At 38.1% G+C, this 25,396-nt stretch carries 26 protein-coding genes; 11 read left to right on the top strand and 15 right to left on the bottom strand.

The window, feature by feature from the left end; genetic code table 11:
* Positions 1 to 190 precede the first annotated feature (190 nt).
* From E4O04_RS14035 to E4O04_RS14020, 4 genes are all read left to right on the top strand, one after another.
* Entirely contained in the window at positions 191 to 1,975 is a 1,785-nt protein-coding gene (locus E4O04_RS14035; RefSeq protein WP_253708802.1) for an ABC transporter ATP-binding protein, read from the top strand.
* Between the two features lie 13 nt (positions 1,976 to 1,988).
* Entirely contained in the window at positions 1,989 to 3,818 is a 1,830-nt protein-coding gene (locus tag E4O04_RS14030) for an ABC transporter ATP-binding protein (protein WP_253686643.1), read from the top strand.
* A 67-nt stretch (positions 3,819 to 3,885) separates the two neighbouring features.
* Positions 3,886 to 4,830, top strand: coding sequence for a hypothetical protein (locus E4O04_RS14025; protein WP_253708799.1), 945 nt, complete (start codon positions 3,886 to 3,888; stop codon positions 4,828 to 4,830).
* A gap of 24 nt (positions 4,831 to 4,854) precedes the next feature.
* A complete protein-coding gene (locus E4O04_RS14020) occupies positions 4,855 to 5,085 on the top strand; it encodes a PspC domain-containing protein (protein WP_253708796.1) in 231 nt (76 codons plus the stop codon).
* A 50-nt stretch (positions 5,086 to 5,135) separates the two neighbouring features.
* Here E4O04_RS14020 and E4O04_RS14015 read toward each other — a convergent pair whose 3' ends face one another.
* The 5 genes from E4O04_RS14015 to E4O04_RS13995 form a co-directional block, all read right to left on the bottom strand.
* Positions 5,136 to 5,549 carry a hypothetical protein gene (locus tag E4O04_RS14015; protein ID WP_253708794.1) on the bottom strand — a complete coding sequence of 138 codons (414 nt, stop codon included), beginning with the start codon at positions 5,547 to 5,549 and terminating at the stop codon, positions 5,136 to 5,138.
* A complete protein-coding gene (locus E4O04_RS14010) occupies positions 5,525 to 6,094 on the bottom strand; it encodes an alpha/beta hydrolase (RefSeq protein ID WP_253708791.1) in 570 nt (189 codons plus the stop codon). The genes E4O04_RS14015 and E4O04_RS14010 overlap by 25 nt, the downstream gene beginning before the upstream one ends.
* Before the next feature lie 6 nt (positions 6,095 to 6,100).
* Complete coding sequence (gene pip, locus E4O04_RS14005) at positions 6,101 to 7,042, bottom strand: prolyl aminopeptidase (RefSeq protein WP_253686650.1); 942 nt, start codon at positions 7,040 to 7,042, stop codon at positions 6,101 to 6,103.
* Positions 7,043 to 7,136: 94 nt separating this feature from the next.
* The gene (locus E4O04_RS14000; RefSeq protein ID WP_253686652.1) at positions 7,137 to 7,511 is read right to left on the bottom strand and encodes a type II toxin-antitoxin system VapC family toxin; all 375 of its coding nucleotides are present in this window, start codon (positions 7,509 to 7,511) and stop codon (positions 7,137 to 7,139) included.
* The gene (locus tag E4O04_RS13995; RefSeq protein WP_253686654.1) at positions 7,511 to 7,732 is read right to left on the bottom strand and encodes a DUF2281 domain-containing protein; all 222 of its coding nucleotides are present in this window, start codon (positions 7,730 to 7,732) and stop codon (positions 7,511 to 7,513) included. The genes E4O04_RS14000 and E4O04_RS13995 overlap by 1 nt, the downstream gene beginning before the upstream one ends.
* A 157-nt stretch (positions 7,733 to 7,889) precedes the next feature.
* On the opposite strand from E4O04_RS13995, the gene E4O04_RS13990 reads away from it, so the two are divergent.
* From E4O04_RS13990 to E4O04_RS13975, 4 genes are read left to right on the top strand one after another with little or no spacing between them, the layout of a single operon-like run.
* The gene (locus E4O04_RS13990; protein ID WP_253677959.1) at positions 7,890 to 8,519 is read left to right on the top strand and encodes a TetR/AcrR family transcriptional regulator; all 630 of its coding nucleotides are present in this window, start codon (positions 7,890 to 7,892) and stop codon (positions 8,517 to 8,519) included.
* A 53-nt stretch (positions 8,520 to 8,572) separates the two neighbouring features.
* Positions 8,573 to 9,595 carry an ABC transporter substrate-binding protein gene (locus tag E4O04_RS13985; protein ID WP_253708788.1) on the top strand — a complete coding sequence of 341 codons (1,023 nt, stop codon included), beginning with the start codon at positions 8,573 to 8,575 and terminating at the stop codon, positions 9,593 to 9,595.
* Positions 9,592 to 10,596: a FecCD family ABC transporter permease gene (locus E4O04_RS13980; protein WP_253677962.1), complete on the top strand. Its 1,005-nt coding sequence runs from the start codon at positions 9,592 to 9,594 to the stop codon at positions 10,594 to 10,596. Before E4O04_RS13985 ends, E4O04_RS13980 begins: the two co-directional genes overlap by 4 nt.
* Entirely contained in the window at positions 10,580 to 11,389 is an 810-nt protein-coding gene (locus tag E4O04_RS13975; protein ID WP_253708786.1) for an ABC transporter ATP-binding protein, read from the top strand. Before E4O04_RS13980 ends, E4O04_RS13975 begins: the two co-directional genes overlap by 17 nt.
* Here the strand turns inward: E4O04_RS13975 and E4O04_RS13970 are convergent.
* The 9 genes from E4O04_RS13970 to E4O04_RS13930 all read right to left on the bottom strand — a co-directional run bounded on the left by E4O04_RS13970 (position 11,381) and on the right by E4O04_RS13930 (position 21,004).
* Complete coding sequence (locus E4O04_RS13970) at positions 11,381 to 13,633, bottom strand: xanthine dehydrogenase family protein molybdopterin-binding subunit (RefSeq protein WP_253686661.1); 2,253 nt, start codon at positions 13,631 to 13,633, stop codon at positions 11,381 to 11,383. The two genes, E4O04_RS13975 and E4O04_RS13970, sit on opposite strands and share 9 nt — an antisense overlap.
* A complete protein-coding gene (locus E4O04_RS13965) occupies positions 13,626 to 14,480 on the bottom strand; it encodes an FAD binding domain-containing protein (RefSeq protein ID WP_253677965.1) in 855 nt (284 codons plus the stop codon). The genes E4O04_RS13970 and E4O04_RS13965 overlap by 8 nt, the downstream gene beginning before the upstream one ends.
* On the bottom strand, positions 14,480 to 14,941 hold the full coding sequence (locus tag E4O04_RS13960) for a (2Fe-2S)-binding protein (protein ID WP_253677966.1): 462 nt from the start codon (positions 14,939 to 14,941) through the stop codon (positions 14,480 to 14,482). Before E4O04_RS13960 ends, E4O04_RS13965 begins: the two co-directional genes overlap by 1 nt.
* Positions 14,942 to 15,019: 78 nt before the next feature.
* Positions 15,020 to 15,595, bottom strand: a complete 576-nt coding sequence (locus E4O04_RS13955) for an NTP transferase domain-containing protein (RefSeq protein WP_253708784.1) — start codon at positions 15,593 to 15,595, stop codon at positions 15,020 to 15,022.
* A 42-nt stretch (positions 15,596 to 15,637) separates the two neighbouring features.
* Positions 15,638 to 16,597, bottom strand: coding sequence for an XdhC family protein (locus tag E4O04_RS13950; RefSeq protein WP_253708782.1), 960 nt, complete (start codon positions 16,595 to 16,597; stop codon positions 15,638 to 15,640).
* 36 nt (positions 16,598 to 16,633) lie between these two features.
* Positions 16,634 to 18,178: a BCCT family transporter gene (locus tag E4O04_RS13945; RefSeq protein ID WP_253677970.1), complete on the bottom strand. Its 1,545-nt coding sequence runs from the start codon at positions 18,176 to 18,178 to the stop codon at positions 16,634 to 16,636.
* Between the two features lie 10 nt (positions 18,179 to 18,188).
* Complete coding sequence (hutH, locus tag E4O04_RS13940) at positions 18,189 to 19,685, bottom strand: HAL/PAL/TAL family ammonia-lyase (protein ID WP_253686664.1); 1,497 nt, start codon at positions 19,683 to 19,685, stop codon at positions 18,189 to 18,191.
* 166 nt (positions 19,686 to 19,851) lie between these two features.
* Entirely contained in the window at positions 19,852 to 20,658 is an 807-nt protein-coding gene (locus tag E4O04_RS13935; RefSeq protein WP_253708780.1) for a DUF4300 family protein, read from the bottom strand.
* A 16-nt stretch (positions 20,659 to 20,674) separates the two neighbouring features.
* Positions 20,675 to 21,004, bottom strand: a complete 330-nt coding sequence (locus E4O04_RS13930) for a nuclear transport factor 2 family protein (RefSeq protein ID WP_253686666.1) — start codon at positions 21,002 to 21,004, stop codon at positions 20,675 to 20,677.
* A 212-nt stretch (positions 21,005 to 21,216) separates the two neighbouring features.
* Here E4O04_RS13930 and E4O04_RS13925 point away from each other — a divergent pair, with 212 nt between their 5' ends.
* The gene (locus E4O04_RS13925) at positions 21,217 to 22,287 is read left to right on the top strand and encodes a DUF2871 family protein (protein ID WP_253708778.1); all 1,071 of its coding nucleotides are present in this window, start codon (positions 21,217 to 21,219) and stop codon (positions 22,285 to 22,287) included.
* 74 nt (positions 22,288 to 22,361) lie between these two features.
* Here E4O04_RS13925 and E4O04_RS13920 read toward each other — a convergent pair whose 3' ends face one another.
* Complete coding sequence (locus E4O04_RS13920; protein ID WP_253708776.1) at positions 22,362 to 23,225, bottom strand: PD-(D/E)XK nuclease family transposase; 864 nt, start codon at positions 23,223 to 23,225, stop codon at positions 22,362 to 22,364.
* Between the two features lie 260 nt (positions 23,226 to 23,485).
* Between E4O04_RS13920 and E4O04_RS13915 the strand changes: the two genes are divergently transcribed.
* Positions 23,486 to 24,874 (top strand): flagellar hook-length control protein FliK, encoded by a 1,389-nt coding sequence (locus tag E4O04_RS13915; RefSeq protein ID WP_253708774.1) that lies wholly within the window; start codon positions 23,486 to 23,488, stop codon positions 24,872 to 24,874.
* An 11-nt stretch (positions 24,875 to 24,885) separates the two neighbouring features.
* Positions 24,886 to 25,395, top strand: coding sequence for a flagellar hook assembly protein FlgD (gene flgD / locus E4O04_RS13910; RefSeq protein ID WP_253708772.1), 510 nt, complete (start codon positions 24,886 to 24,888; stop codon positions 25,393 to 25,395).
* The last annotated feature ends 1 nt before the right edge of the window (position 25,396 follow it).

Genomic DNA, 25,396 nt, shown 5'->3' with positions numbered 1-25,396 from the left:
ATCACCAAATCAAAAAAATGTCAATAAGGCTTTTTGGACTAAATTGTCTAAACCTTAAATTTTAGAAGCTCTCCGACAGCCGTTTCATTCATGCTGTCCGTTATAATGCGGGTAAGCCCGTCAAGTTTTTCAACTTTTGTATAGCATAAATTTTTTTTTTGTGTTAAAATGAGCGGTTAGGAATTAGAGTATGCAAAATTTAAAAAGACTTCTATCATATGCAAAAGGACAAAGCCGGCTTTATGTGCTTGCCCTTATTTTTACGCTTTTTTCACAAGTAATTGTTGCTATGCAGCCACAGTTAATCCGAATTACAATAGACTCGGTAATAGGCGGCGCTCCCCTGCCTTCAGGCTTAATATCCCGATTGGTTGCCTTGTTTAAAGATCACTTAAACGGAACAAGCGGGCTAGTTGCAATGGCCTCACTGGTAGTTACCTTTTCTCTGGTTAGAGGGCTTTTTACATTCGGCCGAATAAATATAGCCAGTGTCGCAACCGAACGTTCAATAAAGACTCTTAGAAACAGGCTGTACAATCATATCCAGCTTCTTCCTTATTCTTATCATTCAAAGGCGGAAACGGGAGACTTGATCCAGCGATGTACCTCCGATGTCGAAACCATCCGTTTGGCTCTTTATTCCCAGATAATGGACACTATAAGTGCCGTGTTTTTGATAATTTATACTATTTACCTGATGGCCCAATTAAACACAAAGCTAATGCTTATCTCTTTTTGCATTATGCCTTTAACATTTTTTTCGTCGGTTATATTCTTTAAAAGAATTCAAAGACAGTTTAAAAAGGCGACAGAGTATGAAGCCTCGATGACTACAGCCGTGCAAGAAAATTTAACGGGCATCCGTGTCGTAAAGGCTTTTACCCGCCATCAATACGAAATAGAAAAATTCATTAAGCGTAGTGAAAGATACCGAAATCAAAATTTAAAGATAAACAACAGCTTTGCCGCCTTTTGGGCTTTTTCCGATTTTCTTTCGATAGCCCAAGTTTTCGGAATAATCATTTATGGAAGTATGCTTGCCTACCGTAATGAGATAACGGCCGGCGATCTAGTCGCATTCATCTCTTATACGGGAATGTTAATCTGGCCTGTCCGTCGCTTAGGCCGAATCATAAGCAATATAGGAAAATCCTTTGTTTCGGCAAACCGTATTGAAACTATTTTAAATGAAAAGGCTGAAGATATTTTTCCGACAAACGAAAAACCCGAAATTAAGGGAAACATAGTTTTTGATTCCGTTTCGTTTTCATATCCTGAAACACAAAACCAAAAGATACTCGACAATGTTTCTTTTAGTGTCAAAAGCGGGCAGACCCTTGCTATTCTGGGACCGACAGGCTCGGGAAAAAGCTCCCTTGTGCATTTGCTTGCCCGGCTTTATGAGTATGATTCGGGTTCCATCAAAATGGACGGAAGAGAATTAAACACTATCGACAAGGGCTGGATAAGGTCGCAGGTAGGGCTGATATTACAGGAGCCTTTTTTGTACGGCAGAACTATTATGGAAAACCTTAAATTGGCAGTACCCGATGTTTCCGATTCTTCTGCCCGTCACTACTCAAAGGTAGCTTCATTGGACGATGAAATAAATAAGTTTGAAAAAGGCTATGAAACCTTGGTCGGCGAGCGGGGCGTTTCCTTATCGGGAGGCCAAAAACAAAGGCTTGCAATAGCCAGAACCCTCATCAAAGATTCTCCCGTGCTCATCTTTGATGATTCTCTTTCGGCTGTAGATACCCAAACGGACATAAGCATCCGTTCCGCATTAAAAGAAGAAAAGGGAAATAAAACTATGATTATAATTTCGCATAGAATTTCAACTATTTGCGATGCAGACAATATAATAGTTTTAGAAGACGGAAAGATAAGCCAAGAAGGAACCCATGAACAGCTGATAGCCCAAGAAGGTTTATACAAGAGAATTTACGATATTCAAAGTGCGGTAGTACGATAAGGAAGTAAAATTTATGGAAGATTTTGATATAGATAAAAATAACGAAAAATTTAAAAGCGGAGTTTGGAAGAAGGTCGTAAAAGAATTTGGTTATTTTAAGGAACTGCTGGTGCCGGGTGTTCTTTTGGGCGGTTTTATAGGGGCCTTGGATGTTGTACAGCCCAAGATGACTAAATATGTAATAGACACCTTTGTAAAGGGGCGGGATTTAAGTAATTTTAATGCCGTAATTATTTTTACGGGAGTATTCTTGTTGATTTCGGCGGCTGCTACCTTTTTATTTATAAAATTTGTAGGCCATTTGGAAATAAAAATGTGTCACCGCCTTAGAACAAAGTGTTTTACAAAATTGCAGTCCCTTTCCCTTTCATTTTACGATAAAAATGCCGTCGGCTGGCTTATGTCGAGAATGTCTTCCGATATAAACAAATTGTCAGGCATTGTTGCATGGGGAGTAACCGATCTCTTTTGGGGCTTTTGTATGATGATGACTGTGATAGTTGTGATGTTTGGCGACAGCCCGAGTCTCGCCCTCATAGGCTTAATGACCCTCCCCATAATCGTCATTTTCAGTATCTATCTGCGGGGAAAAATTTTAAAAGCCCAAAGACGGGTGCGTAAGATAAATTCTCAGTTGACGGCCTCCTACAATGAAGATATCCAAGGTGCTAAAACAACCAAGACCCTTGTGAGAGAAGAATTAAATGCAAAGGAGTTTGTGTCTAAAACCGAAGAGATGAAAACCGCCTCTATCAGGGGTATCTTAATTTCTTCTGTTCTTATGCCGACCGTTCAACTAATCGGTGCTGTAGGCACAGCCCTCATGGTCATTTATGGAGGAATGTCTGTTGTTTCGGGTGCCATCACAATAGGCTTACTCGTTGCATTTTTTTCTTATGTTACGCAGTTTAACGCTCCCTTGGCGGAAGCAGCCGACCTCTTTGCAGAATTTATTTCGGCTCAGGCAGCCGCCGAACGCATCTTCGGGCTTCTTGAAGAGGAGTCCGAGATTAAGGACAAGGAAGAAGTGATCAAAAAATACGGCACCGCCCTTTGTCCCACAGACGAAAAAAGGCCTTCTATTAACGGAAGTGTAAAATTTGAGGATGTTTCTTTTTGGTATAAGGAGGGAGAACCGGTGTTAAGCGGTTTTGACCTAAAGGTTGAAGAGGGGCAGACCATAGCCTTGGTCGGAGCTACGGGAGCCGGAAAATCCACCATCGTCAATCTTTTTTGCCGGTTTTATGAGCCTAAGAGTGGCCGTATCCTTGTGGACGGCATAGACTATACCGATATGCCGGAAAGCTGGATTCACGAAAACCTAGGCTATGTGCTTCAGTCTCCCCATCTTTTTTCGGGAACGATTGCAGAAAATATCAGGTACGGAAAATTGGATGCAAGCGATGAAGAAATTATCGAAGCCGCAAAACTTGTCGATGCCCATGATTTTATAGTAAAAATGGAAAAGGGTTATGACACGGAGGTCGGCGAGGGCGGAAGCCTTCTTTCCACGGGCCAAAAGCAGCTTATTTCTTTTGCCCGCACCTTGGTAAGAAATCCTCGCCTCTTCGTTTTGGATGAAGCTACTTCTTCTATCGATACCGAAACCGAGCAAAAAATTCAAAAGGCCATCACAACCGTTTTATCGGGGCGTACCTCCTTTGTTGTTGCCCATAGATTATCGACAATAAGAAATGCAGATAAGATAATAGTTGTTGAGGACGGAAAGATGATTGAATGCGGCAGCCACGATGAGCTGATGGAGAAAAAAGGCCATTATTACGAGCTTTATACCCATCAGTTTATCAATGAAGAGCAAAGGTCGCTCAATATAAAGAGCTAAAATTATCGGATCTTGTAGTTGTCTTTTTACAATTATCAGTGTATAATAGACAAAGGAGGAATTGAAAATGCAAAAACTCTACTCGAAAATATTTATCGCAATTTTATGCACGGCTCTTGTGTTAGGCTGTAAATCGACTCCGAAACAGGCTTCTGATGCTCCGTCAGGGCCCGGACAGATATCCGTTAATTCGGTTACATGGATGATAGAAAGATTGGATACTTCAATATGGAACGGAACGCTTAAAGATAACGGTGAGATGTTTATAAGCTTTTTTATCAATTATGAAGGATCTTTTAATACAAGTGATGTGCAAAAACTATTGGTTGAATCCCCTGTAGATATGTGGGTATTAAACTCTTCTCAACTTGAAAAGATAACCGAAATTGATGACAAGGCTAAGATAGCTTCTGTAAAACGCCTTCAATGCGGGGAAGGAGCCGGTTCCGTTGCTCTAGGAAAGTGGAAATTCACTCTTACGGATAGAAACGGCAATAAGTATGCGCAGGTTCTGGATATCACCGGTTTTGAAAAAAAAGCTCAAGATAAGATTATCGAAGCTAAAGATGAAGAAGGCAGCGTAGCTGATGTTGAAGCAACGAAAGAAGAGATAAAAATGATAGTTCCTCAATCTTCATCAAAAAATGAGATAGCCGCTCTTTCGGTCCCTGTAATCAAATCGGTTTCAAAGGATGAAAACTCAATAGAAATTTTCTTTTCGGTAAATGATGAACGTATAAAAAACGGCTATTTTTGGTTCGATGTGCCGGGCGAAAAATACTATAAGGATTCAGGTTCAATGATAGATGCATCGGGAAATCCTGTAAACGGGTGCAGGGCTTTTTCAAAAGACGGAAAAGAATGCCGCTATATCTTACGCAAGGATGATTCCAACTCGGAATGGTTTGATAAGATAATTGCCTGTTTCTTTGTTGTGTCCGATACAAACAGGGTGTCTTCACCTTGGGAAGAGAGGAATAGAACCGTAAGTGCCAAGGCTGAAGTCAAATAAATTTACGATGGTTAAGAGGAAAAGATGAAAAAGAGATTATACAAATCATCACGGGATAAAAAAATTTTGGGAGTTTGTGCAGGGCTTGCCGAGTATCTGGGTGTTGATCCTGTTTTAATAAGACTCCTATGGATTTTATTTGCCTTATTTGTGGGTTCCGGAGTTATTGTTTATATAATAGCAGCTGTCATCATGCCCTATGATACGGAGATTAAGGATGATGATGAGTCTTATGAATATGCTCCTCGTGATTGATTGGTCCGATAACGATTAAAGTAAAAAGCTGCCTTTATAGGCAGCTTTTTTTATTCTAAATTACGTGAATCATAACTTGGATAGTCTTCGTGCTCTCTATCTTTTTCGGTATAAAGCTGTTCCTTGATATCTTGAAAAAGAGCGTCATTTATTTGAAAATTTTTTAAACTTTCTTTTTTACCTTTTAAAAATGCATCGAACCATAACACCGAAAGGCGGGCATAAAGTTGAAATGCTTCTTCATCATATCCTCCTGACAGCGGGGTCTTATAAATGTCCAGGGCTGCGTTATGCTTTATATTTTTAAATGAAAGAAAACATGCAGGGACTTCTTTATTTAAGTTTTTAAAAAACTTGTAGGTTTTTTCGGGATAAGCCGTCCTATCAACTTCCGAGGTTAAGAATAAAACGGCGCTTTTAATTTTTGGGAATTCGTCGCCTAGTTCCTCATTGGAGCTTCCCAAAATTTCGACAAACGGAGATGCTCCATTGTAAGGATAATTGCGCTTATAGCCTTGACCTCGGGCATAAGGCTCGCATAATAAAAAGATGCAGGGCCGCTCATTGAATGGGCTACGATACCTATGTTTTTTATATCGATTGAATTGAATAAACCGTGGGCCGGGTCTTCATTTTTTTCCTTCATCAAGTTTTGTACAGCAGTATAGGTTGGAAGCCAATCCTTTGGGTGTATTTTTTTCTTTGAAGTAAAAAGGGCTGCAGCATATCCATATGATGCAATGTAGTGCCCGATAGGCAAAAAGCCGTATTTATAATTAGCCCAGCCATGACTGACCAAAATAAGAGGATATTTTCCTTTCTTTTTAGGTATATAGACTGTAACTTCGCCTCTTATATTTTCCGCATTTGAAAGGCTCTTGTCCTCTTTGTTGTCATCCAAGGTTTTTTTATAAACTCGGTTAAAACCTATCATATTTTTGTCATTATAGGCTTTTATGTCGTAGGGACCTTCAAAGGTTTTATGTTCGTTTTTTAAGTAAGAATTCATAATAAATTAAAAGAATTTTTTATGATCTTCTGCTGCCATTACAAGGCCGTCTACCAGCCCCGGCTCCACACTGGAGTGCCCTCCGAATAGGACTATGTTCAAATTCGATTTAGGTAATTTTTTATGTAGTTTATAAGCGGAAAATGGAGGACAGTCCATATCGTACCTTCCTTGCACGATAGTAGAGGGGATGTCTTTAATCTTATCGCAGTTGTTTAGGATGTAGTTGTCGTCTTTAAAAAAGCACTTGTGTAAAAAGTAATGACATTCTGCCTTGGCCATAGCCAGGGCTTCTTCATCGCTCATATCATAGACACCGGGGAAGAGGCGAACTAGGGCCGACTCCCAGCGGCTCCACCTATGGGCGGCTTCAAGTGCAAGTTTTTTATCTTCGCCGAATAGGCGTTTTGAATAAGCCCTTACCAATGAGCTTCTTTCTTCCTGCGGTATAAAATGTTGGTAGGCTTCAAAATCTTCAGGGAAGAATTTGGATGCTCCGCCTTCTTCATATATCCAGTCTATTTCTTGTTGTGTTCCTAAAAAGATGCCTCGTAAAATTAAGGAGACTACCTTATCGGGATGGGCAATTGCGTAGATTAGGGCAAGGGTGCTTCCCCAGCTTCCTCCGAAGACCATCCATTTGTCAATAGCTAAGTGTCCGCGAAGTTTTTCTATATCCTCAACCAGATTTTCGGATTTATTTTCTTTCATCTCGCAAGGCGGTAAACTTTTTCCTGCTCCCCTCTGGTCAAATAAGACTATTCGGTAAAATTCGGGATCAAAGTATTGGCTTGCAACAGGAATGCAGCCGCCTCCAGGCCCTCCGTGTAAAAAAACTACGGGTCTTCCCTTGGGGTTGCCGTATTGTGCATAATAAATACTGTGTATATCCGAGACTTTTAAAAAGCCTTCATCAAAAAGCGGTGTTTTTTCGTATAATATTTTCATAGATTACCTCATTGCATTTATAATAGACCTTTTGCTGCGGAATTTCGAGATGATGAGTTTTATGCTAACATCCTTATCTCCCTATCATTTTATTTTACCAAATAGTCTTTACTTCATACAAAGGAATTTTTAAATCTCTTGTTATTATAGTTAGGTTATTTTCCATAGCTTGTGCAATAAGCAGTCTATCAAACGGATCTTTATGAATATCAGGTAACTTTTTTATTCGTTCCACATCATATTCCGTAGGATTAAGATAAATAAATTCCTCATTCTCCAGAACAGTTTTTAATTGAGAAATATTAATTTCAAAATCAAGAGTTCCTTTTGCTTGTTTTATCGCGATTTCCCATAACGATACGAAACTGAAAAAACATCTTTTTGCTTCCATCAAATTTCTTACAGTAATAGAAAGCTCATTGCTTCCTATTACATACCAAATTATTGCATGAGTATCCAATAAATACATCACATATACTCCGCGAATTCTTCAATAGGCTCATCAAAATCTGGAGACATTTTGCAAGGAATATCTTTTAAGCAGCCAAAACCTTTTTTTTGACTTTTTGATCCGGAATTTTTTTCTAATGTAGTAAATTTAAATAAAATATAATCCACATAAGAAGAAATTTCTTCAAGAGCTGTTTGCGGAAGCAACTTTAATTTTTTTTCAAGACTACTGTATAACACAATATTTCCCCTATTTTTTATTAGTATATCATAAATTTCAATTTTTTTCTATGTGTATGAAATAGTTATATTATTAAAAAATGTAATTTCAGATAAATTTGATTAATTTTTTTCTCTGCCTTGAATAATTTTTACTTTTATATTACACTGATTGGCAATGCCGAAAAAAACTTTTTTAAATTTACCTCAAGAAAAACAGCAAAGAATCCTTGAAATTTGTAAAAGAGAGTTTGAAGAAAAACCTCTTTTCCGGGCAAGCGTTTCGGATATCGTAAATACTCTGGGTATAGCCAGAGGGAGTTTTTATCAGTATTTTGAAAATTTGGAAGAATGTTTTTTTACGATTTTGAGCTCCGAAAACATGGATGTCCATGCTCTTTTTCAAGGAGCCTTGAGAGAAAACGATAACGATTTTTTTAATGCCCTTTTAAGATATGGGGAAATTCTTTCAAAGGAGCTTTATAAGCCGTCCAAACGCAATTTATACAGGAACCGTTTTCTTTATTGGACTCCCGACTTGGATAAGGCTTGGCTTGAATACAGGAAGGAAAACCTCCAAACCGAAAAAGTTGCCGAGATGGAAAAGATATATTTTTCAAATCTTAAAAAGACATCTCTTTCCCTTTCGACCCATGAAGATATAAAGGAACTTATAGAATTCACCAAGGCCATTGTTCATAACCTTATATCCCGTTCCTTTATCGAAAACTGGGAAGCGGAAGAATTTATGAAGCTCTTTCAAAAACAAATAATGTGGATGAAAAATGGGCTTAAAGGTGGGGAGTGATTAGATTGATAATATTTGCTAAAGATATAAATTAAATTTTAGGAGAAATATTTATGAAACAAAAATTTAAATTTGCTGCTATTTTAATGCTTGCAGTTTTCGGCTTTCAGTTATGGGCCGGAGGAAACCGTGAAAACTCAGGCACAGAGGTCTTTGCAAAAGTTACCGATCATCGAGGCCGTAAGGTTCTGATACAAAAAAAGCCCTCTCGTCTTGTTACTCCTTTTTATATTTTAAGTAACACAGCTCTTGCAATAGGCTGTAGGGATATCATCGTTTCAGGCGACGGCGGTAAGGGCGGGGTAAGACCCTTTATAAAAGAATTTGCCCCCGAATTAGCGGAAAAACCTGTTTGCGGTTCTGCAAAGGCTTTGAACCTTGAAGCTCTTGCTTCGGTAAATCCCGATCTCATCCTTGTGCCGTTTAAGGCGGCTGATCAATTGCCTCAAATAGAAGTATTGGGCGTGCCTGCCTTGGTTGTCGAACCTGAAACTATGGAAAACTTTTTCAGCTATGTAGAAATGCTGGGCAAAGCAACAGGTAAAAATATCGAAGCCGATAAACTTCTTAAATTTTATAATGAAATTTTAAATGATGTAGCAGGTTTTATAAAAGGTGAAGCCCCTGTTTCCGTTTATATGAACAGCCGCTCCGATGCTTTAAATGCGTTAAGCCCTAAAATGTTTCAAGCTGAGCTTATCAAAGCAGCAGGCGGTAAATTGGTTACGGAAGATATAAGGGACACCTACTGGACAAAGGTTTCTCTTGAGCAAGTACATAAATATGCACCTCAAGTTGTTGTTATGGCCGCCGGTGCAAAAAAAGCAGTGGCGCTGACTTCTAAAACTGAATGGAAGGGAATCCCTGCTGTGGACGCAGGAAAAATCTACACTTTTCCTTCATCAGTTGATGAGTGGGATTCTCCTATTCCGAGTTCGTGCTTAGGTATCATTTGGCTTGCAGATAAATTGCATCCCGGTAAGATACCTGAAAATTATCTTGAAACAAAGGTAAAAGCATTTTATAAGGAATTTTTCGGTAAAGAAAAAGATTTAAAATCCTTGAATGTAGAGTGAAACAAAAATATAAGATATTTTTAATTATTATTCCGATTGCTGCGGTATTCTTTTCGCTTAGTTGGGGGAGGTATTTTATTTCGTTTTCAGAAATATTTAAAATACTTATCCCGTTAGGCGGAAAGTATTCTAATTCTGCCTATAATGTTTTTATAAATATACGGCTTCCCAGAACTATATTTGTATTTATTGCAGGAGGAGCTTTGGCTTTAAGCGGTACAAGTTTGCAAAGCCTTTTTAGAAATCCTCTTGCCTCTCCCGATATTATAGGTGTTTCTTCCGGTGCGTCGCTTGGTGCTGCCCTTGCAATAGTTGTTTTTCATGCAAGTCCTTTTATTGTTCAAACATTTGCCTTTGCAGGAGGCATAATTGCAGTTATTTTGGTTTTACAAATTTCCCATATAGGAGGAGAACATTCTCTTATAAGGCTTATTCTTGCAGGTATTATTATAAATGCAATAGCAGGTTCTTGTGTTTCGATTATTAAATATACGGCTGACCCGATGAATGAATTGCCCGCTCTTGAGTTTTGGCTGATGGGCTGTTTTAATATTATTACATGGCGGAATTTTATTGTGTTTTTGCCGATTGTATTTTTAGGATGCGGCTTTATTTTTTTATACCGAAGACAGTTAAATATTCTATCCTTGGGAGATGAAGAAGCTGCAAGCCTCGGCGTATCGGTAAAAAAAATGCGGCTGCTTTTTATAGGGGCTGCTACCTTATTGGTTGCCGTTGTTGTTTCTGCTGCCGGAATAATAAGTTGGATAGGCTTAATCGCTCCTCATATCGTAAGACTTCTTTTTGGGAATAATAACGATAAGCTTGTTCCTTTTTCGTTTATATGCGGAGCATCTCTTTTGCTTGCTGCAGATACCTTTGCCCGTTCCATTACAGGAGGCGAAATTCCTATAAGCATTATAACGGCATTTATTGGAGCTGTTGGGCTTGCAAGTTTTATGTCGGCTAAAAAAAGGGTAGGCTATGAATACGGCTTTTGAGCTTAATAATGTTTTTGCCTCAAGAGGAAAAACTCAAGTCCTTAAAAACATATCTCAAAAAATTCCGCAGCATAAGATTATAAGTTTGATAGGAGCAAACGGTGCGGGAAAAACCACCCTTTTACGATTATTAGCCGGTTTGGAAAAACCTGTAAGCGGAACACTGTCGGTATTGCAAAAAGATTCAAAATCATTAACACGGAAAGAATTTGCACGCTATGTTTCGTATATTCCGCAAGAGCACCGTCCTGTCTTTGCTTACACTGTAAGAGATTTTGCGGTGATGGGAAGAAACCCTTATCAATCGGAAATAAAAGCTCCTTCAAAAGAAGATTGGGAATTTACGGACTATGTGCTTGAAAAATTACGATTAAAAGATTTTGCAGATCGGCCTTATACCCATTTAAGTTCGGGTGAAGCCCGTCTGATCTTGCTTGCTCGCGGTATAATTCAAAATGCTCCTATCATGCTCTTAGATGAGCCTACGTCAAATCTTGATTTTTATAATGAGCATAAACTCATGGAAATTATATGTAAACTATGCAAGGAAGAAAAAAAGACCATAATCTTTTCTATTCATAATCCGGCTCTTGCAATTCAATATTCCGATATTGTTTACTGTATTCATCAAAATACAATTTTTGAGGTAATAGAACGGGCCGATAGTTCTTTTGACGAGAAAATAACAAGAGTGCTCAATCTCATTTATAAAAAAAATGAGGCTTCACAAATCCATTTAAAATATGTAGATGATAAACCCTTTGTCTATATAAAGCCTCATTTTTTAAGATAGTTTTGTAATCTCTTCAATAATTCTTTCGGGTGTTGCTGGGTAGTCGGTAATGTTTGTTCCCAATGCATGATTTATTGCATTCATTGCTGCCGGCCCCGGTGCAACGGCCGAAATTTCGCCTACGCTTTTTAGACCATAGGGAGCTTTTTCGTCTTCGCTCTCAATGAGAAGCGTTTTTACGTTCGGCATATCCTGAACATTTAAAACATGGTATTTTGAAAGAGTGCTGTTTTTTATATAGCCTTCCTTGTTTCTTATAATTTCTTCCGAAAGGGCCATGCCTAAAATAAATTGACAGCCGCCGTGAATCTGCCCTTCTGCCAATAAGGGGTTTATGGCTTTTCCTATGTCGTGAATTGCGAGCAAATCTGTTATTTCTACGAGACCCGTTTTTTTGTCGACCTTAACTTCGGCAAAGCAGGCAGCAAAGGCTGCAGGGTTTGTTTTTTGTTCGTGGTGCACATAAACAGAAGTTTGATCGGATAATTTTTTTTCGCGCATCGTTGCAATTTCGCCGTAAGTGTAGCTTTTCTCTGAGTTTTTAATTTTTACGATACCGGAATCAGTGTACATATCTTCAAGGGGAATGTTTTCTACCTTATTTAAAGTATCGAAAAGTTTTGCCTTTAATAATTCTCCGGCTTCAATTAGGGCTCCGCCTGCAACAAAGGTTACGCGGCTTGCCTGTGTTCCTGCTGCATCATAAGGAGTTATTGAGGTGTCCGCTTCAGGCATTGTAATTGCAGACGGATCGATATCAAGGGCTTCTGCCGCTATAAGCTTTAAGGAGTCGATTGTTCCGCAGCCCTGCTCGTGTACCGCAATTTTTACAAAAACGGAACCGTCGGGGTTTAATATCATTTCGGTATTTATAAAATCGGGGAATGCACCCAGATAGCCGTTTCCGTGTGTGGCACAGGCAACTCCTACTCCGTAAGCATAACGCTCGGTATTTTGTTTGTGTATGTTGTTGTATTTATTTTTCCAATCAAAGGCTTCCATTCCTTTAATGATACATTCTTTGACGGCTGCCTTTCCTAAATTCGGTCCTCCTACAGGGTCATCATCATATGGATCAACCAAATTTTTAAGGCGAAATTCGCAAGGATCCATTCCCAATTTTTTTGCGGTATTTGTTATATTGATTTCTGAAACGGCATGGGATTGCGGCCCCCCGTAAGCGCGGCAAGCTCCTCCGGGGATTCCGTTTGTATAATATGCTCTGCCGTGGAATTCCTGATTATAAATTTTATAAAGCCTAAAAAGTTTTTTTGCATAGGCATTTGTTATGCTTGTATTATTTGTGTCATAGGCTCCGCCGTCGATTAGGGTTTCAACCTTTCTACCCAATATAGTGCCGTCTTTTTTTACGGCTGTTCTGATTTTTACCTGAGTAGGATTCCGCGAAAATGTTCCTATTATGCTTTGTTCTCTGTCCATGTAGACAAGCACGGGGCGTTTACAAATCCATGCTGCTGCTCCCGCCGTAAATTCCAATAGGGGCTGTTGTTTTCCGCCGAAAGAGCCTCCCATGTTTGTCTTAATTACCCTTATCTTAGAATAAGGAATTTGTAAGATACGGGCCATGTGCATTTGTACTGCAAAAACGATTTGACCCGGACTGTGTATTATCAAATTTCCGAAGTCGTCAAATTCTGCCAAGGCGATGTGAGGTTCTATTGCAAGGTGGTGAGTGCGGGGTGTAGAACCGATGTCTTCTACTATGTAATCAGCTTCAGCTGCTGCCTTTTCAAAATCACCGCAGGATATTTTCTTTTCGTAGGCCAGGTTGGATTCTCTTTTAAGGATTATTTTGTCTTGAGCGGCTTCTTCAATGCTTGTTATAACCGGCAGTTCCTTATAGTGTACGGCTACTTTTTTTACGGCTTCTTCAACAGATCTTTTGGTTTCGCCTAAAACTAAGGCTATTCTGTCGCCTACAAAGCGGGCCTTGTCATTTAAAATATATTCGTCACGGTGTGCAGCTATTCCTGTAAACCATTCCATACAGTTATAAGGAACTTTCGGAATATCTTTGTAAGTAAGAATTCGATAAATTCCTTTTACCTTTAATGCTTCATCAAAATCAAAACTTATTTCTGCATGAGGTTTTTCGCTTAGGATTAATTTACCGTAAAGCATATTATAGCGTTTTATATCCGCTAAAAATTTTGTTGTGCCTGTTACCCTTTCAAGGCTGTCTTCCCGCTGAAATCTTTTACCGATGTATTTATATTTATTCATAACAAACCTCATCTTCTTTTAAACTTTTAATCAGGTCTTCAATCAATCCTTCGACCGCCGTCTTTTTGTAAAATCTTGAAGAGCGGGTAGGGATTGCATTTTCTATTTCGTTATGTGCAATATTTTGTAATTCTTGAAGATTAATATTTGAAATATTTTTTCCTTCAAGGTATGTTTCAATGTTAACGGCTTCTACGGGTTTTATTCCTACAGCTCCTAAGTAGGCTCTTACATTTGTCAGTAAATCAATATCGGGTGTGTATTCTACTGCACAGCTCACCTTAGAAATCGTGACGGCTTTCCGTGCCCCGACTTTTTTAAACGCACTCACTCTGTTTTTTTGAGGAATTAGAATTTCGGTAACAACCTCATTTTTTGTTAGAATTGTTTTTTCTCTTCCTATTATAAATTTATCGATGGGAATTATTCTTTCTTCTCCGCTGCAATGAAGAATTTTTACGGAAGCTCCATAACAGAACAGTGCTAAACTGCAATCTGCTGATTGGGAGGCGTTACAAATATTTCCGCCTAGTGTTGCACGGTTTCTAATTATGGTGGAGCCTAATTCATAAGCAGCCTGATATAGGGCCTTACATTTTTCTTTTATCATAGTGTTTTCACAAATTTCGCTCATGGTTAAAAGAGCTCCGATATGTAAGAAGTACTTTGTTTCATAAACAGTTTTAAATTCTTTTATCTTTGTTATATCGATAATGCTGTAATCTGTAATCTTATTGTTTTTTAAGTGAATGACCAAGTCGGTTCCGCCTGCAATTATAAAAGTGGAATCGTCTATATTTTTTAAAATGTTTAACAATTCTTTTTCTTCTTTAGGAGAATAGAACATTAGTTTGCCTCCTTTATTGCCGCTTCTATGGCTTCAATAATTTTAATATAGCCGGTACATCGGCAGATGTTTCCTTCTATGGCTCGTTTTATTTCATGGAGGCTTGGATTTTTATTATTCATCATAAGAGCTTTTGCACTCATGATAAAACCCGGAGTGCAAAATCCGCATTGTACGGCACCGTATTCAATAAATTTTTTTTGTAGAATATCAAGTTCTCCGTTTTGTGCAAGGCCTTCAATAGTTAAGATTTCACAGCCGTCAATTTGTCCGGCTAAAACGGTACAGGATGTAACGGCTCTTTTATCCATAATTACGGTGCAGGCACCGCATTCTCCTTCAGAGCAGCCTTCTTTTGTTCCGGTTAGATTTACCTCATCCCGTAAAAAATCGATGAGCCTCATTTTTTCATCTACCTCCGCCTCAATAGGACGGCCGTTAATAATTGTGTTTATCTTCATTTAAAACCTCACCTTCCATTATACACTAATTTTTAAATTATTATAATATCTTAAAAAATCCGTAAAATCTGAAATTTATTAAAGCCTCATTTTAATAATTTTTTCATAAGTTTCCATATCATCAATATCAAAGCCTTCGATTGTGTTTTCAACTATTAAGAATTTTGAATTATCCTCATTTATTAAAGAAGCTCCTCCCTTATCTTTTTCAAGTTTTAATAAGTCTTGCCTGTATTTTGAAGGGATGATTACCGGAGAGCCCCTGTCATCTCCGTACTTAGAGTAGATAATGTACTCCTTGTTTTTGCTGTATAGTTCTAAAAGATTTTTTATTGTAGAAATTTTTAAAAAAGGCTGGTCTGCCGTAAAGAACATATAAGCCTCTGCTTTTCCCGAATTTTCAACTCCTTTTTTTATGGCTGCGGATTTGCCTTCTTCCGCTCTTGCATTCGGAACAGCTAAAATATTTTTTTGTGAAGCATAAAATGAAATTTCGGCATCATTGGTTATAACCATTTTTTGTGTAAATTCAATTTGAGAAATGCTGTCTACTATGTATTGGAATATTTGTTTTCCGTTTATGGGCAGTTTTAATTTATTTTGCGGCATTCTTTTTGAAAATCCGCTTGCCAATATTATTGCAGAAATTTTCATTGTATCGTTCTCCCGATTTTGTGAGCTTGTTAAAACAAAATTTTATTTGTTATTCCTGTAGCTTTGAATTATTTCGCCTGCAATGCTGACTGCAATTTCTTCAGGAGTCAAGGCTGAAATTTTTATACCGACAGGCAGGTGAACTTTTTCGTTGTAGATATTTTCCAAAGAGGTATTTGCAAAATGCTCTTTATAAGAAACTGCCTTATATTTGTTTCCGACAACGCCTATATAATAAGGCTCTTTTTTTAAGACGCTTTCCAATACCGTGATATCATGTTGATGGCCCCGTGTCATTATACAAACATAGTCGCTCTTTCTTATATCGATGCAGTCAATTTCGGAAAAGTCCATAATAATTTTTTTTATGCCGGGAAAATCTTTTTCGCTTATAAAGTCTTTTCTGTCATCGATAACCGTTACATCAAGGTTTAAAAATTTAAACAAATTTGCAGCCGCTTTTGCTATGTGGCCTCCGCCGAAAACAAAAACCTTCATCGGATTTTTTATTTTGATTTTAAATAAGTCTTCTTCTTTGTATGTATCATTTACGCCGGTAAAAGGATATAGCTTTCCGTTTATTTCAATCGAAATTCCTAAATCCTCTTTTAGATTGTATACTAAATATACATCATTATCTTCAACCGATTCAATTATTTTATCTAAGTATTCAAGTATTTTTTTATTGTTTACATCAATGTATTGATAATGAATGGTGTTATAGCCTCCGCATACCATTCCAAGATTTGCAGCTGTCATTTTTGAAACTTCATACTTGACATTTTCCGATTTTTTATTTTTTAATAACTCAACCGCATGATTTGAAACCTCATACTCTTGACTTCCTCCGCCTATTGTTCCTGCATATCTGCCGTCTTCGGTAACGAGCATTGTAGCTCCGACTTCTCTGGGGGCTGAACCGTGTTTAAAAATTATTGTTGCCGCTATAAAAGGAATATTTTTTAGAACCAAACTGCGGGCTTCTTCTATTATCTTTATCATATGAAAAAGCGGGTCAATAAAGACCCGCTGATTATCTTATTCTACGATTTTGTCCACAAAGAACATCTTGATTGCCGATATTACCTGTAGAATGAAAATGAATAATACGACAAAACCGCCTGCTGCCGCTAAAGACTTAACGCCTGCAACACCTTGTTCGCCACCGCCGAAGGCTGCCATAACTATGGCAACGACACCGATGATAACACCCCAAAGAACCTTTAAGTATCTGGGAGCTTCGGAACCGATAGGGATATTTTTGATACACATAGATGCAACATTGTTTGCTGTTGCATCGGCTGCTGTTACAAACGATATCAAAATTACAAAGAGGTTTACCGGAACAAGTATGGCTGCAAGAGGAATGTTCTTTATAAATTCAAATAATCCCATAACCGCATTTGAATTTTGAATTACGCCTACCAAGTCAACCTGACCTGTTAACTGCATATTTAAGGCTGTGCTTCCCCATACTCCGAACCAAACAATACCGAATACTGCGGGAAGAACAAGGTTTACAATTAAACATTCTCTGATAGTTCTTCCGTAAGAAATCTGTCCTAAGAAGATTCCCGTTACCGGTGCATAAGCTACCCAGAATGCAAAGTCAAAAAGAGTCCAAGATCGTGTAAGAGGTGCTCCTCCGATATCGATAGGATCCAAGCCCCATCTCCAGAAGTTGTGGAGCCATTCTGCCATACCTGCTGTAGTATTCCGCAAAATGTAAAGGGTCGGGCCTGTTACAAGTAAGAGGATGAGCAAGCCGTAATAGAAGTATGCGTTAATGCCGGCAAGTTTCTTTAATCCCTTATCAAGACCTACATAGGAAGAAAGTGTAAACATTGCAACAATTAAAACTCCTACTACTATGAACATTGTCAAACTGTTTGATACGCCGTATGAAGCATTTAGACCGGTTATTATCAATGTTATACACATTGTAAGAGCCGTACAAAGACCGATTGCGATTGCAAGCATTGAAAGGGTATCGATTATGCTTGATGCAACTCCTTTTTTAATTTTGTCTCCGAACAAGGGCTGTAAGGTTGAGGTTACGTTTAATTGTTCTTTTTTGTTAAAATATATGTAAGCTACAACAACACCAGCAAGGGCATAAATAGCATAGGGTATAAAGGTCCAGTTATAAAAACATCTTCCCATTGCAAAGCGGGCTGCTTCTGCGGTTCCCGGCTGAATACCTATTGCATCTAGTTCTCCCCATACATTTCCCAAATAGATAATGGGCTCGTTTACACCCCATGTTACGATTCCTGTTGCAACACCTCCCGTAAGGGTCATAGCAAACCATGTGCCGAAAGAATATTTCGGTTTTGCATCTTTACCGCCGATTCTGACGCTTCCGAGTTTTGAAAACATTATTACACAGGTAATGATAAATACGGCCATTACCGTAATTTGATATAACCAGCCGAAACTTTCCAGAGACCATGCAAAGAATTTATTTGAAAGGCTGGTAAGTGCTTCATTGTTTACTATACCGATAATAGCGGCAATGAGTACAAACGAAAATGCCGGAATAAAAACCGACCATCTTATTTCTTTTTTTGCGTTATCATTCATAAAATGCTCCTTAGATATTTAATAGTTTTTTTGATTTTATAAACTCGTACATTGTTTCGATGTCACGGCTTATATTTCTGTCTTCATTGTAGAAGGGTAAGACTTCTCGTATAAGAGAATATGCTTTTTTTGTTCCTTCGCCCAACTTTTTATTTCCTCGCAAGTCGATTGCCTGTGCTGCATGCATAGCTTCAATTCCGATAATATAACGTATATTATCAAGCATTTGAAATATTTTATAACATGCCAAGGGTAAATTACTTGCGTGGTCTTCAATGGTTCCTGCCAGAGAATAAAAATCCATCGATGACGGATTTGCCAAACCTCTGTTTTGTGTGTCCAACATTGTAAAGGTTTTTTGAATTGTACCGAAAGCAATAGTTTTTACATCTTGAGGTGTTAAAAACCTGTTTAGTTTGGTAAAATTCGGATCTGCAAGCTTTATCATTCTGTAACAAGAAGTCTTGGATAAGTGACTTAAAGCTGTGGCAAGCATTTCGACTCCGATTGCTAGGGATGTGATCTCAAAGTTTGCACTTACAAAGGAGGAATGTTCATCGATTATTATACATGGATTATCGTCTGTTGTGTTCATTGTAGTAAGTAATTGTTCTTTGACATAATCCATTGCATCATACATTGTTCCGTTGACCGAATGAGCACACCTAAAGCTCAAGGGGTCTTGTAAGGCTCTTTCAGGATCGGGATCATGTAAAAAACTGCCCTTTAAAAAGTCTCTGCACATTTTGGCTGCTTTTATTTGCCCCTTGATTCCTCTGACGGCATTTACATCTTCTCTTAATGATTGAACAACTCCGTTAAGTCCTTCAAGGCTTAAACAAAATATCAGGTTGGACATATAAACCAAATCTTCTATTTCTTTTAAGACAATGGCGGTCATTGCTTCACCTTGTGCATTGCAGGAGACTATGCTCAAACCGTCCTTGGGGCCTAGTTTTGCGGGCGTAAGTCCTACTTTTTCCATTGCAATCTTGGAATTCATTATTTCTCCGTTAAAAGAAACATCTTCCTCCCCGATAAAGGCAAGGCCTATGTGGGAGAGGGTCGTTATATCTCCTTCCCCGATTGAAGACCTCATGGGGATTCTCGGATGAATTCCAAAATTCAGAAAATCTCTGTAATGGTGTAAAAGCTCTGCCGAAATTCCTGTGTGTCCTGTTAGTGCTTTGTTTAATCTTAATAGCAAGATAGCTCTTACCTGTTCATCAGGGTGATAGGGTTTTACTCCTAAACAATGGCTGTTTAAAAGGTTGCGGTTATAGGCAGCAAAAAAATCCTCATCAAATTCTTTATCCTTGTTCCAGCCTACTCCTCGATTGAGACCGTAAACAGGTTTTCCTTCGGCTGCCATATCAAATAAGATTTGGCGGGCTTTTTTTACCCTGTCTTCCGCATCATCGGAAATTTTTACCTGCCGCTTATTGTAAGCGACAGAGTATACATCTTCCAAGGATAATGGGCTGCCTGTTAAAATTAAAGCATCCATAAATCAAACCTCCTTAAATTCACCTAAATAATTACCGGATTGGTTCCGCATTTGTCTATGAGTAAAAGACAAATCAATCTTTTTTTATCTATTGGGTACTCTAAGATTATATACTAGAAATTCCGATATTGCAAGAAAATGTATGAAATTTTACTAAAAAAGTTCCTTAATACAGAGCCAATTCTATAAGCTCATCATTTTCCATGATAAAAGGTTTTGCCGTAGTTTCGTCATGGTAGTGTTTATATTTTAAAAACAAATAATTATAGCAATCTTCTTTTATATTGAATTTTATTGCTTGAAAAGGTTCATCAAAAGAAAGTTTTTCTACAAACAAAAATTTGCCCTTGTTTTTGACTAATACACCTGCATGGCCTATAAAAAGAAAATCACCGTCAAAATTATCGTGCAGGACAACCGAAAGCATTTTTGCATTTTTATCGAATTTTATATTTGAAAAATGCTCTTTCATCTTTTGAGCATGAATGCGGATATCCTTAGTGTTTTCGGTTTTTACCTTTGAAAAAAGTCTTTTAAATTTTTGAGTGTCTTGATCATTAAAGATTTTTCCTGTGCTGATGGCATCTTTGTCCATAAACAGTAAAGAGTCATCAATTTTTCCTTCTCTGATTTCAATATTGCTTTTTAAAAGCATAAAGGTATTTATTCTGCAATTTGTGCCTATAAAGTCTCCTTTTTTTGCCGGCCACAATTCATAGATTTTTTCCAGATCATACTCCGGCTTGTCTTTTTCAAATTTGCCTCTTAAACTAACTTTTTCTATGGTTTCGTTATAGTCGATAACTCCATTTATAAAGGCTTCTACATTTTTGCTGTCCAAATTTGCATTTAAAGCGGTTTTTACTTCTTCTAAACTTTCCTCATCGCTCATGTTTGAAAATAAGGGTTTATTTTTTTGACACGATATAAATACAATAAAAATGGTCAAAACCAATGCTAATATTTTTTTCATTTTTGCCTCCCATTTTTTAATCCAATATAAATTCATATTCCCGATATATGAGATTATCTTTAAAATCAAAAATATCGATAGATATGGTTCCTTTGTCATTTATTAAACAGGCAGCTATGCGGTTGCCCGAGTTAGAAATTTTCATGTCCTTGCAGGTAAATTTTATATCCGTATTTTTATAGGCATTTTTTATAAACTGCATATATTCATCAGTCCCTTTAATATTCTGGGATCCGTTATTGAATAACTGCCATACAACTTCAGGATGTAAAAATTTTTTATATGCTGCCCAGTCCCGCTTATTTTCCGCCTCAAAAAAATTTTGTAAAATTTGCTGTGTTTCCATTTAAGCTTTCCTTCTGTACGAAATTTTAAACAAAATTTCGCACATTTTTCAAAACCATTTTTGGTTTATTATATCTACAAGTATATAATATTTTTAGTTTTTAGTATATTGCCTTAATATTTTTCAAAATAAATTCAAAAACCTCTTGACAAAATGACGGTTTGTCATTATATTGTTTATAAATAATGACAGTGTGTCATCAAGGAGTTTTTATGTACATTGTTGAATCTGTTTTTGATTTGAGCTATTTGGCTCTGGTTATGGCTCTAAGCATAAAGCTTTTGTTACAAAAGGATAGAACAGCAAAGCTGTTTGGGCTTATGGCTCTTCTTTTAGGTGCCGGGGATTCATTTCACCTTCTTCCCCGTGTAATTTCTATGTGGCACAAGGGCGGTTTTGAGGCAAATGCCTTCTACCTCTCAATCGGAGTTTTAATAACCTCCATTACAATGACTATTTTTTATCTTATGTTCTATCATTATTATAAGATAAAAACCAATACAAGCAGCAGGACAAAGGATATGCTTATATACGGTTTGGCACTCATAAGGTTGATACTCACCCTTATGCCTCAAAATGAGTGGGGTATGGCCGATGCAAGCTATACTTGGAGCATAATCCGTAATATCCCCTTTGCTGCTCTCGGTGCTGTTTTGATTTATTTCTTTTACCAAGCTAGAAAAACCCCCGGCTTGGAGCACATGGCCTTATTAACTGCCTTGAGTTTTTTATTCTATTTACCGGTTGTATTGTTTTCAAAAACCGTGCCTGTTGTCGGCTCTCTTATGATGCCCAAGACTGTGGCCTATGTGGGAATTGTATATGTAGGATTTAAGCATTTTATACCCAAATTCAACCTAAGAAGTATCTTGGAAAATTCTTTTGTGTACTTGATTTTAGGTTTGGCCGCCGGTGTCTTTTTTAGGGAATTTACAAAATTCAATGGCTTTGACGGGGTTTCATATCTAAGTCTGATGCATGCCCATGTTTTGGTTTTAGGGGTTGTCCTTTCCCTGGCTGCCTATCTTGCATTTAAACAGGTTCCGGCTCTTGACGAAAAAAAACTTGCCTGTGTCAGAAGAGCTAATTATTTTTGGAATACGGGGCTTCTTATTACTGTGGTCCTCATGCTTTTGAGAGGTATTATTACCGTTTTAGGAAATAATTACACATCAAAGGCCCAAGATGCAGCCCTTTCAGGCATAGCCGGAATAGGCCACATCCTTTTGGCTCTCGGCCTCATATATACATTTTTGATTATTCTTAAAACAAGAGAGGATTAAAAGATTTTTTTATTATGGTTTGAGAAGGTATCTAAAATCTACAAGATTTTAGATACCTTTATTTCATGGTCAAATTAGAGTTGTTCTACTTCTTTAACTGAAAGGCCTGTTGCTTTTGCAATATTATTGTGTGATAATCCCATCTCAAGTAAATTTTTTGCTGTTTCAAGGGCTTTTTGATGAGAACCCTCAGCCAAACCTGTTGTCCGGCCCTCAGCTAATCCCTCTCTTCTGGCTTCATTCCTTTCACATTCTACATACATCTTGTATTTTTCATTAGAGAGTTCTATTGCCATTCGCCTCTCTTCATCCGTTACCCTAAAGAGTGTCGCTTCTGCCATTCTTATACCCTCCTCTAATCTGCATAATTCTTCCAACATCCCGCTTTTTTTATCTTCTTCATAGTTGGCTAAAAACCTTATCCAAAAATCTTTTAGGTTATACTCTTCAAGTTTCTTTTTCATAGTATAAACTATTAGCTCGTTTAATTCAACATAAAGATATTGAATTACCGAACCTTCAGACATTCTGACAAGCTCGGCGTTTTTAGGAACATCGCAGCCAAAAACCGAAAGGCTTATTGCATACAAAAAGTCGTCTTCTTTAGGCTCCGTCTTTAAAAAACGAGAAGCTAAACGCATAAGGTACATTTGACTCCGTCTGGGATAGTTGGCTTTCCAAAACTGTTGCATTTCAAGATCTACAAGAAGGCCTGTGTCGGTTTTAATTAAAAAGTCTAGGCGGTAGGTTTCACCCGACGGTCTGTCGCGGATGAGCTCGGTATTTAGGATTTCGGCCTTTTTGATTTTACCGTAAGAATCTTCTAAAAAAGCATTGAGAAAACTTATAAGAGCCTTGTTTCCTTCCTCGCCTTTTGAAAACATCAGCTTAAATACCCAATCGGTCTTGGGGTTTAAAATAGTTTTTTCATTGTTCATACAAACTCCTTTGAAGGCGTTATTTTCTTCCCTGCCTTCACATAATTATAGGATTCTAGGTTGAATAAATAGTAAAATTTGAAAAGTTAGAATGTCAAATGACAAAGGTCGAACGAGGGAAAGTTCGAATGTCGAATGTCGAACTTCACACTTTTCACTTCGCCCTTTAGCTTTAAACTCTCTTTTTTTCCTAAACCTGCCTTAAAAACAAGCCGAAAATTTAATGAAGTAACAATAGAAGAAACACATAGGAGGTTCATATGCAAGCACTTGATGTTCGTATGCAGGCTTTGCCGGTAAAAGAGCCGGAAAGAGAAGAACCTGGGGACATTAAAAGAGCTGATACGGAACCTGTAAGAAACGGAGATTCATTCCTGGCAATGATCAAAAAGATGATTGCCGCCGCCAAGGATGGAAGCAAGGAGATTGATGAAGCCCGATTTGAAGATGCCCGCCTTAGGGAAGATAAAATGAGGGATTCATCGCTTCAAAAGGAAGCAGGAAGGCAAGATACGGAATTCTCGGCTAAAGACTCGGCCCGTAACGCCAAGAGTTTGAATGCTGCCGAAACCGATAATCTGCCTAATTCCAAAGAAGCTTATTTAAAAGAGCCCAAGGATTTACTAAAAAAGCCTACGAACGGAATTCAAAAGCTGAACTCGGAACACTTGCAGGCTGAAAAGACACAAAAAGATATGCCTGAATTAAATCTTAAAATTCTCAATGAAGATTTTAAGGGTGAAATTAAGGACTTTTTGCCTCAAGATGTAAAAGAAGATGAAAATCTTACTCTTCTTTCCGATGAAGCTTTAAAAAAGTTGGACAAGGCGGGAAAGAAAAAAGCTCAGTGCCTTGACGAAGAAAAGGCTGAACAGGCAGGAAAGTTGGTATCCTTATCCAAGGCCGATAAAAAAGATTTATCAAAAAAGATAGCTCCTCAAAGTGAGGCTGTGAAGGAAAGCTTAAACAAAAAGCCGGTTTCCAAGTCTAGACCTAAGGTTTCTGTAGAAGACTTACGCTCGATGCCTTCAGTTCAATCGGATGCTGCTATTCATACGGCAGGTTCCGAATCGAGGGTGGAAACCGATAATTCCGTCGATATGGTAATCGATTTTAGCGGTAAGCCTCAAAATACGGCTCAGGGCGGCGATCTTCAAAACACTCAAAATGGAAGCGAGGCTCAAAAGACTCCCCAAACTTTTTCAGCTATGCTGAGTCAGGAAATAAGAGAGTCGGCAGCAGACTTTGTACAAGCCGGAAAAATAGTTCTTCGAGACAATAATGCAGGAGAAATAAGGCTGCATCTAAGGCCTGAAAATCTGGGAGCCGTAAAAATCAATTTGGAGCTGAGTGAGGGGAAAAGGGTTACCGGAACAGTAACTGTTGCCTCTAAAGAAGCCTACGAAGCCTTTGAAAAAAATTTGGATAATTTGGCTAAAGAATTTAAAGAAAACGGCTTTGAATTTGCCGAATTTAATTTAGATTGGTCGGGAGCTTCGGGTCAAGAAGGCTTTGCCGAAGGTTTTGAATCCTTTTCGGGCTTTGCCTATAAAAATCCGGAACAAGATTTAAGGCAGCTTGAAAAAACGGCCGATAATCTGAGTACCTACAGTTACGTTTATGGTTCAACTGTAGATCTTTTGGCTTAAAGGGGAATCTTATGCAAGTAAATAATATTAATAGAAGCGTTGTAAACACCGCTATTGAACAAGCGGAAATGATGAAGGATTTTAAATCCGAGATGAGTCCTGAGGAAAAGGCTCTTTTAAGCCTTCAGGTTGACACCTTAAATAAGCAAAATTTTGCAGAAACGAGGGTTCCTAAGCAGCAGCTTGGAAAAGACGAATTTCTTCAGCTTTTAATTGCTCAGTTGACCCATCAGGACCCTACATCTCCGATGGAAGACACTCAATTTATCGGGCAAATGGCTCAATTTTCATCCCTTGAGCAGATGACCAATATGAATAAAAACTTTGCCGCCTTAAACGAGCTTATGACAGGCTCATCGGCTGTAAACGCCGTCGGCAAAAAAGTCGACCTTGATTTAGGTTCTTCTAAAGTTTCAGGATATATTTCGGCCGCAACACGCGGTATAAATCCTGAAGTTATGGTAAACGGAAACTGGTACAACTGGTCTGCCGTTAAAACGGTTTATGCAGAAAACAATTAGG

Origin of the sequence: Treponema sp. OMZ 799 (assembly GCF_024181365.1) — a bacterium.
Classification (GTDB): Bacteria; Spirochaetota; Spirochaetia; order Treponematales; family Treponemataceae; genus Treponema_B.
The sequence above is the reverse complement of the archived record's forward strand: the minus strand, read 5'-3'. Positions and strand labels throughout refer to the sequence as shown.